The following is a 15,113-nucleotide window of genomic DNA, read 5'->3' as shown; positions in this document are numbered from 1 at the left end:
GGCCGGCCGCCCCGGGACGGGTACGGGGGGCCGGGCAAGGTGCGCCCGGCCCCCCGTGTGCGCCGGATCAGGCCGGGTCCGCCGTCTCCGGACCCGGGTTTCCGCCGTGCGCCGCACGCAGGGCGGCATCCACCATCCGGCCGATCTCGGCCGCCGGGCCCGGCTGGAGCAGCTGCCGGTGCGCGCAGTCGATCCGCTCGGTGATCACCCGGCCGGTGACGTACGGCCGCAGCCTGGCGGCCTTGTCCAGCTGCCCCTCCGCGTCCGCGGTGGCCTCCACCAGCAGCAGATCGCCCCGGAACAGCCGGGGCCGGTGGCCGAGGGTCAGCTGCCAGTTGTTCTGGTTGACCGCCCCGATCCGCAGGATGTCCGCCTCGTCGAAGGAGGCCAGCGCGCTGCCCTCGTCCCGCAGCACCCGCATGACCTTGTCGTGCTCCAGCGGGCCGGTACCGAACATCCCCGGGTCATGGCCGGCGAAGTCCAGCAGCACGGCCAGCACCTTCTGTTCGTCGGCGGCCCGGAACTCTCCGCCGAACTCCGCCTCGCTCATGGGGATCTGATCGAGATTCACCAGGAGGGCGACCTCCTCGCCCGCTTCCTGGAGCTGCACCGCCGCCTCGTGCGCCAGCAGCGCGCCCATCGACCAGCCCAGCAGGTGGTACGGCCCGGACGGCTGTACGGTGCGCAGCCGCGTCACATAGTCGGCCGCCATGTCGTGCAGACTGCCCGGCAGTTCGTCCGGTCCTGACAGACCACGGGCCTGGAGCGCCCACACCGGCCGCCCGGCCGGCAGCTGGGGCAGCAGCGCGGCGTACATCCAGCTGATACCGCCCACCGGGTGCAGACAGAACAGCGGCGGCTGATCCCCCGCCTTCCGCAGCGGCAGCAGCACCTCGAACCCGCCGGCCTCCCGCTCACCGGTGATGCCGCCGCCGTCCGCCGCGTCGATGGTCTCCATCAGGCCGCTCACCGTGGGGGTGAGGAAGACAGCCCGGTTGGAGATGTCCACCCCGAACACCGAGCGGATCCGGCTCACCAGCTGGAGCGAGACGATGCTGTCCCCGCCCAGCTCGAAGAAGTTGTCGTCGATGCCGACCCGTTCCAACCGCAGCAGTTCGGCGAACAGCCGGCCCAGCAGCTCCTCGCGCGGGGTACGGGGCGCCCGCCGGCCGGCCGCCGCGCCGAAGTCAGGGGCGGGCAGCGCCCGGCGGTCCACCTTGCCGTTGGCGGTCAGCGGCAGCGCGTCCAGCACGACGAGGGCCGCGGGCACCATGTAGCCGGGCAGGGTGGTGCCCAGCAGGCGCCGCAGCTCGCCGGGGTCGACGTGGTGGCCGGCCGCCGGTACGACGTACGCCACCAGCCGCTTGCCGCCGGGCTCGTCCTCGCGGACCAGCACCACCGTACGGTCCACCTCCGGGCGGTCGTCCAGGGCGCTCTCGATCTCGCCCAGTTCGATCCGCAGCCCCCGGATCTTCACCTGGTGGTCGGCCCGGCCGAGGAACTCCAGGCCGCCGTCAGCGCGTTGGCGCACCACATCGCCGGTGCGGTACATCCGGGTGCCGGCCGGCCCGTACGGGTCGGCGACAAACCGCTCCGCGCTGAGCCCGGGCGCCCCGGTGTAGCCGCGGGCCACCCCGGCGCCGGACAGATACAACTCGCCCCGCACCCCCGGCGGCACCGGCGCCAGCCGGTCGTCCAGTACGTGGGCGCCGGTGTTGTCCATCGGCCGCCCGATCGGCACGGTCGTCCCGAGGTCCTGCGGGCCGCGCAGCGGATGGCAGGTGGCGAACGTGGTGGTCTCGGTGGGCCCGTACACATGGACGAGTTCGGTGTCCGGGCAGGCGTCGAGCACCCGCCGGAACGCGTCGGGCGACACCTGCTCGCCACCCGTCCACACCTGGGCCAGCGGCGCGAAGCAGCCGGGGTCGGCGCCGGCGATCAGATTGAACAGCGCGGTGGTCAGGAACACCGCCGTCAGGCCCTGCTCCCCGCCGGTCAGCGCGCGCAGCGCCGCCGCGTCCAGGTCGCCGGGCGGCGCCACCACCACGGTGCCGCCGCCCAGCAGCGGCGCCCACATCTCGTACGTGGAGGCGTCGAAGGCGTGCGGGGAGTGCGCCAGCACCCGCTGATGGCCGCTCCGCCAGCGCCGGTCGGCGGCCAGCGCCGCCACATTGCGGTGGGTGATCACGATGCCCTTGGGCCGGCCGGTGGAGCCCGAGGTGTACATGAGATACGCGGCCCGGTCGGGGTGCGCGGGGCCGGGCAGTGGGAGCACCGGCGAAGACTCCGCCGGTTCCTCGTCCACCACGATCACCGGCGCCTCGTGCGGGTAGCCGACCCCGGCCGAGGCCCGGTCGGTGAGCAGCGCCGCGCACCCGGTCGCGTCCGCGATCAGCGCGAGCCGCTCCGCTGGGTAGCGGGTGTCCAGCGGCACATAGGCCGCGCCCGCCTTGAGGACGGCGAGCGTGCTCACCACCACCAGCGCCGAGCGCTCCTGGAGGATCGCCACCCGGTCGCCCGGTGCCACCCCCGCGCCGGCCAGCCGGCGGGCCAGCCGGTCGGAGCGGTCGGCCAGTTCGCGGTAGCTGTACGAGCGGTCCCCGTCCGTGACGGCGAGGGCCTCGGGGGTACGGGCCACCCGCGCGGCAAACAGTTCCGTCAGATCGCCGGCCGCCAGTTCGGCGGCGGTGTCGTTGACCGCCGCCAGCAGCCGCAGTTCGGCCGCGGAGCGAAGCTCCACCGAGCCGATCGGCCGCCCCGGCTCGGCGGTGACCGCGCTCAGCAGCCGCACCAGCCGCTCCGCCAGCGACCGCACCGTGGCCTCGTCGAACAGCGCCGCGTTGTACTGGATGCCGCCGCCCAGCCGCTCCACCCCGTCCCCGCCGTCCGCCCCGTCCCCGGTGCGCTCCAGCGCGAACAGGAACGACAGGTCGAACTTGGCGCCCGCCGCGTACGTGGGCTGCGGGCTCAGGGCCAGCCCCGGCAGCTCCGCGTCGGCCGCCGCCGTGGGGTTCTGGAGCGAGATCGCCACCTGGAACAACGGGTTTCGGTCCAGCGAACGCGCCGGGTTCAGCTCCTCCACCAGCCGCTCGAACGGCACGTCCTGCTGCCCGAACGCGGTCAGATCGGTGCCCCGTACCCGGGACAGCAGTTCGTCGAACGCCGGGTCGCCGGACACATCGGTGCGCAGCACCAGCGTGTTGACGAAGAACCCCACCAGATCCTCGACCGCCGTATCGTCCCGGCCGGCCACCACGGTGCCCAGTGGAATGTCCGGGCCGGCGCCCAGCCGCCGCAGCAGCGCGGCCACCGCCGCGTGCAGCACCATGAACAGGCTGCTGCCGGAGGCCGCCGCCAGCCGCCGGGCGGCCTCGGTGACCGACTCCGGGATGGCGAGCGTCACCTCACCGGCGACCGCCGATGTGTCCGGGGCGCGGGGCCGGTCCACCGGCAGCTCGATCTCCTCCGGCAGCCCGGCCAGCTCCCGCCGCCAGTGGGCGAGTTGCCGGGCGACCGGGCTGTCCGGGTCGTCCTCGTCACCGAGCCGGTCCCGCTGCCACAGCGCGTAGTCGGCGTACTGGAGCGGCAATGGCGTGAACTCCGGTGCCGCCCCGGCCACCCGGGCCGTGTAGGCGGTGCCCAGGTCCCGGGCCAGCGGCTCCAGCGAGGCGCCGTCCCCGGCGATGTGGTGCAGCACCAGCACCAGCACATGGTCGTCGGCGGCCAGCCGCAGCACGTCGGCGCGCAGTGGCAGTTCGGACGTCAGCCGGAACGGCTGGGCGGCCAGCCGGGCGAGTTCGGCGGGGAGTCCGTCCTCGGTCACCATCCTGGCGCGCGGCCGGACGCCGCCGCCGGGCAGCTCGCCCGGCGCCATAATGTGCTGGCTCGGCACGCCGCCGACGGCCGGGAAGACGGTCCGCAGGCTCTCGTGCCGCACCACCACATCGGTGAGCGCGGCACCCAGCGCCACCTCGTCCAGCCGCCCGCGCAGCCGTACGGCCAGCTGGATGTTGTACGAGCCGTCGTCCGTCTCCTCCACCGCGTCGATGAACCACAGCCGGCGCTGCGCGTACGACAGCGGGATCCGCTCCGGCCGAGGCATGGCGGTCATGGCGCCGCGCGCGGCCCCGGCCACGTCGAGGCGGCCGGCCAGCGCGGCGACCGTGGGCGTCTCGAAGACGGTACGGACCGGGAGTTCGGCTCCGAGTGCGGTACGGATCCGGTTGACGAGCCGGGTGGCGAGCAGCGAGTGGCCGCCGAGCCGGAAGAAATCGTCGTCGATGCCGACTTCGGGAACGCCGAGCAGCTCCTGGTAGAGCTCGCACAGGAGTTGCTCGCGCGGATCGCGCGGGGTGCGGCCGGTCCCGACCGGGTACTCGGGGGCGGGCAGCGCCCGGCGGTCGATCTTCCCGTTGCCGGTGAGCGGCAGCGCCGGCAGCGGGACGACGGCGGACGGCACCAGGTGGGCGGGCAGCCGGTCGGCCAGCCAGTCGCGCAGTGTATCCCCCTCCGCGCCGCCGTCCACGCTGTCGTCGGGTACGGCGGCGTAGCCGACCAGCCGGCGGTCGCCGGGCCGGTCCTCGCGCAGCACCACGACGGCCTGGCCGACCGCCGGGTGACCGAGCAGGGTCGCCTCGATCTCCCCCGGCTCGATCCGGAAGCCGCGCAGCTTCACCTGGCCATCGGCCCGCCCGGCGAACTCCAGCTCGCCGTCCGCGCGCAGCCGACCGAGGTCCCCGGTCCGGTACATCCGCTCCCCGGGCACAAACGGGCAGGCCACAAACCGCTCGGCGGTCAGCCGCGACCGATGCAGATAGCCGTCCGCGATGCCGGACCCCGCTACGTACACCTCCCCCGGCACGCCGGGCGGCACCGGCCGCAGCAGCCGGTCCAGGACATAAACCCGGGCGTTGTCCAGCGGCCGGCCGATCGGCACCGTGGCGCCGTCGGCCGCCACATCCCCGGGCGCGACCCGGCGCCCGGTGGCGCAGGCGGTGACCTCGGTGGGCCCGTACAGGTTGGCCACAGGCAGCCCCGGGTGCGCGTCCAGCACGCGTCGCATCATCGGCGCGGACGCCGCCTCGCCCCCGGTGCCGAGGAACCGCAGCGGGGCGAGCAGTCCCGGGTCCTCCTCGGCGACCAGGTCGAACAGCCCCTTGGTGAGGAACAGCGCGGTCACGTCGTGGTCGCCGATGAGCGTCGCCAGCCGGGCCGGGGTCAGCTCCCCGGGCGGGGCGATCACCGAGCAGCCGCCGGACAGCAGCGGCAGCCACAGTTCGAACATCGACGCGTCGAAGGACAGCGAGGAGTGCAGCAGCATGCGCTTGGGGGGGTCGAGTCGCCACGTCTGCTCGTGGGCCAGCTCGACCAGGCCGCGGTGGGTGATGCGCACGCCCTTGGGGGTGCCGGTGGTGCCGGAGGTGTACATCACGCAGGCGCAGCCGCGGGGGTCGGCGAACGGGGCCGCCGGCTCCGGGCGGCCGGCCCCGGACCACAGCTTGGCGGTGACCGGCAGCACCTTGATGCCCAGCGCGGCGGCCGTACGGCGGTTCGCCGGGTCGGCGAGCACCAGCGGGGCGGCGGTGTCCCGTACCACCATGGCGTTACGGGCCGGCGGATCGTCCGCCCGCAGCGGCACGTAGCCGGCGCCGGCCTTCACGATGCCCAGCACGGCTACCGGCAGCAGCTCCGAACGCTCCATCAGCACGGCCACGAGCGCGCCCGGGCCGATGCCGGCGGCGGCCAGCGCGCCCGCCAGCCGGTCGGAGCGCTCGTCCAGTTCGCGGTAGCTCAGCCGCCGCTCGCCGCAGCGTACGGCCTCGGCGTCCGGGGTGCGGGCGGCCAGCGCCCGGAACACCTCGGGGATGCCGCCCGCCGGCACCTCGGCCGCCGTGTCGTTCCACTCGGTCAGCAGCCGATGCCGCTCGGGCGCGGGCAGCAGCGGCAGCCGGGACACCGGCCGGTCCGGGTCACGGGTGAACTCCTCCAGGGCAAGAGCGAGTCCATCGCCCAGCGCCCGCACCGTACCGACGTCGAACAGGTCCGGCCGGTACTCGATCTTGAGGCTCAGAGTGCGGCCGTTGTCGGCGGCCGACAGGGACAGCGGATAGTGGCCGCCGTCCTCGATGCCACCGTCCACCACCCCGATCTCATCGGCGGCGCGCTCCATCCCCTCCCCATCCACCGGGAAGTTGTCGAACGCGGTCAGGGTGTCGAAGAGCTGCCCCACCCCGGCCACCCGCTGAATGTCCGTCTGCCCCAGATACTTGTGCGACAGCAGCTCGAACTGCCACTCCTGGAGCCGCCGGACGATCGCGGTCAGGGAGTCCCCGGCCGCCGTCCGCACCCGCACCGGCACCGTGTTGATGAACAGCCCGACCATGGACTCCACACCCGGCAGCTCGGCCGGCCGGCCGTTGACAACCTCGCCGAAGACCACGTCGTCCCGGCCGGTGAGCACCGACAGCGTCAGCCCCCAGGCGGCCTGCACCACACTGTTCTTGGTCAGCCCGGCCCGCCGGACCCGCAGCGCGAACGCCTCGGTGGCCTCCGGCGACAGCCTCACCACCACCGAGCCGGGACGCATCGGCTCCCGGGACGGGTCGGGCGGCGCGACCAGCGTCGGCTCGCTCAGCCCCGCCAGCGCGGCCCGCCAGGCGTGCTCGGCGGCCGGCCGGTCCTGGGCCGCCAGCCAGGCCAGATAGTTCCGGTACGGGGTGACCGGCGGCAGCGTGGCGGCGTCACCGCGCCGCTTGTACAGCTCGAACAGCTCCTGAAGCACGATCGGCCCCGACCAGCCGTCGAACAGGGCGTGATGGCTGGTCAGCAGCAGCCGGTGGGAGGTCTCACCCAGCCGGATCAGGGTGAACCGCAGCAGCGGCGGGTGCTCCGGCCGGAACCGTACGGCCAGCCCCTCCGCCGTCAGACGGTCGAGAGCGGCGGCCCGCTCCGGCTCCGGCAGCCCGCTCAGATCGGCCTGCCGCCAGGGCACGTCGACCTCGGCGGGGATCAGCTGGAGGGTCCGCCCGCCGGCGGTGGGCCGGAACGCGGCCCGCAGATTGCTGTGCCGGCGCAGCATCGCCCCGGCGGCGGCGCGCAGGGCTTCGGCGTCCACCGGGCCGGCGAGATCGATGGCGAACTGGGTCGTGTAGACGTCGGTGCCCCGCTCGTCGTAGCGGGTGTGGAACAGCAGCCCCTCCTGGAGCGGCGTCAGCGGCAGTACGTCGGCCAGTCCGGGCAACTCGGCCTCAAACCGGTCGAGTTCCGGCTGGCTCAGCCCGGCCAGCGGCACATCGGAGGGGGTGAGCCCGCCGCCGGTGGCCGCGCCGTGCCGGTCGATCAGCGCCCGCAGTACGGCGAACCAGTCCTCGGCCAGCTCGCGGATCTCCGCCGCGTCGAACAGCTCCGCCGGAAACAGCCAGGTGGCCACCAGCCGGGGGCCGTCCGGGTACGTCACGGCGCTGGCCGACAGCTCGACGGCGTGCGCCAGCGGCATACCGGCGTCGGCGACCCGCGACAGATCGACGTCCCCCGCTTCCGTCTCCGATGTGTCCGCACCCGACGCACCCAGCCGGCCCAGGTAGTTGAAGCCGATCTGCGGATCGGGGCAGCGGCCCAGCACCCCGGCCGTCTGCGGGTTGAGATGGCGCAGCAGCCCGAAGCCGAGCCCGTGGTCCGGGATGGCCCGCAATTGCTCCTTGACCCGCTTGAGCGCCGCGGCCACGGTCGCCCCGTCCCAGCGCCGCCCGTCGGCCGGGGCCGACCCCGGGTCGAGCCGTACCGGATGCACGCTGGTGAACCAGCCCACCGTGCGGGACAGTTCCACGTCGTCGCCGATCTCCTGGCGGCCGTGGCCCTCCAGATCGACCAGCACCTCCCGCTCGGCGCCCCGCCCGGTGCGCTCGCGCCAGCCGGCCACGGCCAGCGCCAGCGCGGTGAGCAGCACATCGTTGATCCCGGCGCGCAGCGCGGCCGGGACCGGGCCCAGCAGCGGCTCGGTCAGCTCGGCCGGCAGCGTCAGCTGGACCTGCCCGGCCCGGCCCATGGTGTCGGTCGCCGGGTTCAGGGGCCGGGCGGTCAGCAGCGGGTCGGGGGCGGCCAGGATCTCCCGCCACCGGGCCAGCTCGGCCATCCGGCCTGGCTCGGCGGCCAGTTCGGTCAGCCGGCGCGCCCAGGAGCGGAAGGAGGTGCCGACCGGGTCCAGCCGGATGGCGCGGCCGGCCCCGGCCGCCGCCAGCGCCGCCTCCAGGTCCGGCAGCAGAATGCGCCACGACACCCCGTCCACCACGAGGTGGTGTGCGGCGATCGCCAGCTGGCCGGGCGCGTCAGGACCGGCGTCGAACCAGACGCAGCGCACCATCACGCCGTCCTCGGGCCGCAGCGCGGACTGCGCGGCGGCCATCTCCGCCGCAGCGCGCGCGTCCAGGGCGGCCTCGTCCGTACCGGCCGCGATCAGCGCGGCGGCGTCCACCCGGTGGACGAGGGCGTCGGCCCGTACGCTGCCGGGCGGGGCGATCTCCAGCGACCAGCCGATGTCGGGGCCGACCTTGGACAGCGTCATCCGCAGAGCGTCGTGGTGGTCAAGGACGGCCTGGAGCGCGGTGTGTACGGTGCCGGGGTCGAGCCCGGCGGGGACCGGCAACGTCATGGTCTGGTTGAAGCCGTCGATGTCCCCGCCGCGTTCGCGCACCCAGTGCATCACCGGGAGCAGCGGTACCTCGCCGACCGCGTCGGAGGCGGCGGGCGCGGGCGCGGGGGCGGAGGCGGAGGCGGGTCGCTCGTCCGAGAGCTGGGCGGCCAGCTCGGCGACCGTACGGTGCGTGAACAGGTCACGCGGAGTGAACGTGAGTCCCTCCTGGCGGGCGCGGGCCACCAACTGGATGGAGATGATGCTGTCGCCGCCGAGTTCGAAGAAGTCGTCCTCCACCCCGGCGTCCGGGGCGTTCAGGGCCTCGGCGAACAGCCGCAGCAGGGTCGTCTCGCGGGCGTCGCGCGGCGGCCGGGAGACGGTGGGCGCGGCGCTCTGCTCCGGGTCGGGCAGCGCCCGGCGGTCCACCTTGCCGTTGACGGTGAGCGGCAGTTCGGGCAGGACGTGGAACACGGAGGGCACCATGTAGTCGGGCAGCACCCCGGCGAGCGCGGCGCGCAGCGTCTCGGGAGCGAGCCGCTCCCCGGCGACGGAGCCGTCGCCGGCCGGCATGACATAGGCGACCAGGCTCTTGGCGCCGGTCCTCGACTCGTGGACGACCACCACCGACTGGGCGACGCCGGGCTGCGCGGTCAGCGCGGACTCGATCTCGCCGAGTTCGATCCGCAGCCCGCGGATCTTCACCTGGTGGTCGGTACGGCCCACGAAGTCCAGCTCACCGCCGGCCCGCAGCCGCACCAGGTCACCGGTGCGGTACATGCGGGTGCCGGGCGTGGCGCCGTACGGGTCGGCCACGAACCGCTCAGCGGTCAGCCGGGAGCGGCGCAGATAGCCGCGGGCGAGCGCGGGCCCGGACAAGTACAGCTCGCCGGTGGCGCCGGGCGGGACCCGGCGCAGCGCGTGATCCAGCACCCGGATGCCGGTGCCCGGGACGGCGGTGCCGATCCGGGTGGTGGTCACCTCGTGGGTCAGCGGCTCGGTGAGCGTGGTGACCATGGACGCCTCGGTCGGCCCGTACACCGTCACCAGCCGGCGGCCACCGGCCGACCAGGCGTGCGCGAGATCGGGCGGCACGGTCTCGCCGCCCATCGACACGGTCCGCAGGCCGGGGAGGGCGGCCGGGTCCATGGTGGCCAGCGCGGACGGGGTGATCTCCATGTGCGTCACCCGCCGCTCCCGCACCACCCGCTCCAGCGGCTCCCCCGCCAGCGCGGCCGACCCGGTGACCACGAGGGTCCCGCCGGACAGCAGCGACATGCAGATCTCCAGCACGGAGGCGTCAAAGCTCAGCGAGGCGTACTGCATGACCCGGCTCTCCGCACTGAGCTCAAGCCGATCCCGCAACGCGAGAAGCAGACAGGTCAACCCCGTATGAGTCACCACCACCCCCTTGGGCACCCCGGTCGATCCGGACGTGTAAATCACATAGGCCGGGCTGTACGGCGACGCCCCGAAGACGGCCGAGGCCGCCGGAGCGGCGGGCGCGGAATGCGCGGCTGATGCCGCCGAGGAGGCAGGTGCGGCCGGCACGGTCCGTCCCGCCGGGGCCGCCGATACCGCCGGGGCGGTGGGCTCCACCGGCGCAGCCGCCAACGTGGCTGCTGTCGGCGTGGTGATCGGGGTGCCGGTAGCGTCCAGTGTCACCACGGTGGTGTTCGAGGGGAGGTTCGCCGTCCCGGCCAGGGCGTGAGTGGTCAGGACAGCGGTGGGGTGGGCGTCGGTCAGGGTGAAGGTGATGCGGTCGGACGGGTGTTGGGGGTCGATGGGGAGGAAGGCCGCGCCGGCCTTCGCGACGGCCAGCTGTGCCACCACGGCCGCCACCGAGCGGTCGAGCAGCAGCGCGACCGTATGTTCGGGGCCGACCCCGAGGGCGGCGAGCGTGGTGGCCAGGCGGTCGGCGCGGGCGTCGAGTCCGGCGTATGTGAGCAGCTCGCCGGGCGCGTCGACGGCGAGCGCGTCGGGGGCGGCGGCGACCTGGTCGGCGAACAGCTGGGCGAACAGCCGGGGTCCGGGCAGCGGGCCGTCCAGGGCGACCGGCGGGGCCACCGGGGCCGGCGCGGCCCCGGGCGGGGCGAGTTCGAAGCCGACGGGCAGCTCCGCGCCCGGGTCGAGGCGCGCCACCCGCTGCCCCGCGTCGGTGGTGAACGCCGTCAGGATCCGTACCAGGCAGTGGTGCAGGGCCGTCACCGTCGCCTCGTCGAACAGTTCGGTCCGGTAGGACCAGTGCGCGGTCAGCCGGTCGCCGTTCTGGGTGGCGATGATGGCCAGCGGGTAGTGCGGGGCGTCCTTGACCTCGGCGTCGACCACCCCGGAGCGGTCGGCGACGCTCTCCAGGCTTTCGGCGTCCACCGGGTAGTTCTCGAACACCAGCAGCGTGTCGAAGAGTTCGCCGCCGCCCGCGATCCGCTGGAGGTCGGTGAGGCCCAGGTATTGGTGGGCCAGCAGCTCCGACTGGCGCTCCTGGAGCCGGTTCAGCACCTCCAGCAGCGTGTCGCCGGGCGCGGCCGACACCCGTACCGGCACGGTGTTGATGAACAGCCCGATCATCCGCTCCACACCGGGCAGCTCCGGCGGCCGACCGGAGACGGTGGCGCCGAAGACGACGTCGTCGCTGCCGGTCAGCCAGCCCAGCGCCAGCCCCCAGGCGCCCTGGAGCAGGGTGTTGACGGTCAGCCCGTGTTCCTTGGCCAGCCGGACCAGACCCGTGGTCAGCTCGTCGGGCAGCGCCAGGGGGTGCTTCCGGGGCGGGGCGGTGGCCCGCCCGGGGGTGGTGGGGGCCAGCAGCGTCGGCCCGGGGAGCGCGGCCAGCGCCCCGCGCCAGGCGTCGAGCGACGCCCGCTGGTTCTGGCCGGCCAGCCAGGCCAGGTAGTTCTTGTACGGGATCACCGGCGGCAGCGCGGTGTCCTCGCCGCCGTGCTCGTACATCTCGAAGAGTTCGGCGATCAGCAACGGCATGGACCAGCCGTCGACCGCGACATGGTGGGTGGTGAACAGGAACCGGTACTCCCCCGGTGCCAGCCGGATCAGCGAGCAGCGCAGCAGCGGCGGGGTGCCGAGGTCGAAGCGGCCGGTGCGGTCGGCGGTCAGCAGCCGGTCGAGGTCCGCTTCCCGGGTGGCCGGGTCCAGGGCGGCGAGGTCGGTCTCCTGCCAGGGCAGTGTCACCTCGCGCGGCACCACCTGGAGGTGGCCGTCCCGGCCGCCGTCGGCGCGGAAGCAGGAGCGGAGGTTGTCGTGCCGGCGCAGCAGCGCCTCGGCGGCGGCGCGCAGCGCGGGGGCGTCGACATCGCCGCGCAGCCGCAGCTCGGCCTGGACGGTGTACACCTCGCCGGCGGAGGTGTCGTACATCGAGTGGAAGAGCAGTCCGCGCTGGAGCGGTGAGAGCGGCAGCACATCGGCGAGGCCGCCGGGGCCGGCCGCCAGCCGGTCCAGGCCGGCCTGGTCGAGGGTCACCAGCGGGAAGTCGGAGGGGGCGAGCGCCTGGGTGCCGGAGCCGGTGGCGTACGCGGCCAGTTCGGTGAGCGCCTGGGTCCACAGTGCGGCGAGTTCCTGGGCGGCTTCGCCGGTCAGCAGGGCGCCGGCCCAGGTCCAGGAGGCGATGAGCCGTTTGCCGTCCGGGTGGACGGCGGTGGCCGCGTCGATCTCCAGGGTGTACTCCAGTGGCAACCCGGTGCCGGGGCCGGTGACGGCCTCGATGGTTCCGCCGTGCTCGCCGGCCGGCTCGTGCTGCTCGATCCGGCCCAGGTAGTTGAAGCCGATCTGGGGTTCCGCCGCCGACGCGAGTTCCTGGGAGGCGGTCGGGTGGAGGTGGCGCAGCAGGCCGTAGCCGAGGCCCTGGCCGGGGACGGCACGCAGCTGTTCCTTGACGGCGCGCAGCGCGGCCCCCGCCGTGCCACGGCCGGCGTCCAGCGCGACCGGGTGGGCGCTGGTGAACCAGCCGACCGTACGGGAGAGCTCGGTGTCGGGCCCGTCCTCGGCCCGGCCCTGGCTCTCCAGGCTGATGAGTACGGCGCTGGAGCCGGTGCCACGGCGCGCGCGCCAGCGGTCCACGGCCAGCGCGAGGCCGGTCAGCAGCAGTTCGTCCACCCCGGCGTGCAGGGTGCGCGGGGCGAGGTCCAGCAGCCGCTCGGAGGTCGCGGCCGGCAGGGTGACCCGCAGCCGCCCGGCAGTTGCCACGGTGTCCCGGGCCGGGTCCAGCGGCCGGTCGCCCAGCGCCGGGTCGGGGGTGTTCAGGACGCCGCGCCAGTGGTCGAGTTCGGCGCCGCGCTCCGGATCGGTGGCCCGTTCAGCGAGCCGGGCGGACCAGGTGCGGTAGGAGGTGCCGACCGGGTCGAGCCGGGGAGTCTCGCCGGCCGCCAGGGCGGTCCAGGCGGCGGTGAGATCGTGCTGGATGATGCCCCAGGAGGCGGCGTCCACCGCCAGATGGTGGATCACCAGCAGCAGCCGGCCGGCCTCGCTGCCCGCCTCGGACCAGCCGGCCTGGACCATGACGCCGGCTTCCGGGTCGAGCCGGGCGGCGGCCTCGGCCGCGTACCGCTCGTCGTCGTACGCGCCGTCCGGCGACACCGGCTGTACGCAGTCGGCGGCGGATACGGTGCCGACCGGCCGGGTCTCCAGCGACCAGCCGCCGTCCGGGCCGATGGTCAGCCGCAGCCGCAGCGCGCCGTGGTGGTCGAGCACCGCCTGCACGCCACCGCGCACGGCGGCCAGGCCGAGCCCGGCGGGCACCGGCACGATGGCGCTCTGGTGGAACGCCGCCACCTCGCCGCCGCGTGCGCGCAGCGCGTGCGCCATCGGGCTGAGCGCGACCGGCCCGACGCCGTCGTCGGCGCCCCGGGCGAAGCCCTGCTCCACCGCCGGTTCCAGGGCGGCGAGCCGGGCGGCCGTGCGGTGTTCGAAGATCTGCCGCAGGGTCAGCTTGATGCCTTCCTTGCGGGCCCGGTGCGCCAGCTGGATGGAGCTGATGCTGTCGCCGCCCAGTTCGAAGAAGCTGTCGTGCGGGCCGGCCGCCGGCAGTTTCAGCACCTCGGCGAACAGCTGGGCCAGCCGGGCCTCCCGCTCATCGCCGCCAACCGCTGTGGCCTCGGCCCGCGCGGGGACCACGGCGGCCGGCTCCGCCGCCCGGGTCAGCCGCTCCCGGTCGGCGGGGGTGAGCAGCGGCAGTTCGCGCACCGGCCGGTCGGGCGCGGTGGCGAAGGCGCCCAGCACCGCCAGGAAGCAGTCCAGCACCTCAAGTCCGGTGCTCTCCTGGAACAGATCGGGCCGGTGATCCATCCGGATGGTCAGCTCGTCCCCGGCGAGGCCCGCCTCCAGATTGAGCGCGTAGTGGGTGGCGTCCACCGTCTTGGCGCCGACCGCGCCCATCCGCTCGGCCGAGCCGCTCAATGTGTCGGCATCGATCGGATAGTTGGCGAAGTTGGTGGTGGTGTCGAACAGTTCGCCGACCCCGGTCAGCCGCTGCACCTCGATCAGCCCGAGGTGCTGATGCGGCAGCAGCTCACCCTGCTGCTCCTGGAGCGCGCGGGCGTGCTCGGCCAGCGACCGCGCCGGGTCCACCCGCAGCCGTACCGGCAGCGTGTTGATGAAGAGCCCGACCATCCGCTCCACATCCGGCAGCTCGGGCGGCCGGCCGGACACGGTGGCGCCGAAGACCACGTCGTCGCCGCCGGTCAGCCCGGCCAGCACCAGACCCCAGCCGGCCTGCACCACGCTGTTGAGGGTCAGCCCCAGCGAGCGGGCCCGTTCGGTCAGCGCCCGCACCTCGTCCGCCGGCATCCGCTCGATCAGCGTCCGGGGCAGCACGGCGGTGCGGGACGGATCGGCCGGGGCCACCAGCGTGGGCCCGGCCACCCCGCGCAGCGTCTCGCCCCAGGCGAGCCGGGCGGCGTCCCGGTCCTGGCCGGCCAGCCAGCCCAGATAGTCCTTGTACGGGACTACCGGCGGCAGTTCGTCCGGCGCGGTGCCCTGGTACAGGGCCATCAGCTCGCCCAGCACCAGCGGCATGGACCAGCCGTCCAGCAGGATGTGGTGGGCGGAGAAGACAAACCGGTACTCCCGCTCCGCCAGCCGGATCAGCGAGAACCGCACCGGCGGCCGGCTCAGGTCGAACCGCCGGGCCCGGTCGGCGGCCAGCAGCCGCTCCAGCTCCGCATCCCGCCCGGCGGCCGGCAGCCCGCCGAGGTCCGCCTCCGCCCAGTCCGGGTCGACGGTCGCCAGGATCACCTGGACGGGCTCGCCGGAGGTGCGGTTGCGGAACCCGGCCCGCAGATTGTGGTGCCGGTCGAGGACGGTGCGTACGGCCTCCCGCAGCAGGCCGGCGTCGACCGTGCCGCGCAGGTCGAGCGTCATCTGGATGACGTACGGGTCCGAGCGGTCCGTCTCGTACAGCGAGTGGAACAGGAGCCCCTGCTGGAGCGGGGAGAGCGGCCAGACATCGACGAACTCGCGGTCGGGCATGCCACTGGGTCCT

General features: G+C 74.5%; 1 protein-coding gene. It reads right to left on the bottom strand.

Features of this window, described 5'->3' with window-relative positions; all coding sequences use genetic code 11:
• Positions 1-67: 67 nt before the first annotated feature.
• Positions 68-15,100, bottom strand: coding sequence for an amino acid adenylation domain-containing protein (locus AC5WRL_RS15970; protein ID WP_496089195.1), 15,033 nt, complete (start codon positions 15,098-15,100; stop codon positions 68-70).
• Positions 15,101-15,113 lie beyond the last annotated feature (13 nt).

The sequence above is a fragment of the Streptomyces sp. NTD107 genome (assembly GCF_059510435.1).
Note: the sequence above shows the minus strand (reverse complement) of the source record. Positions and strands in the feature narration are given on the sequence as shown.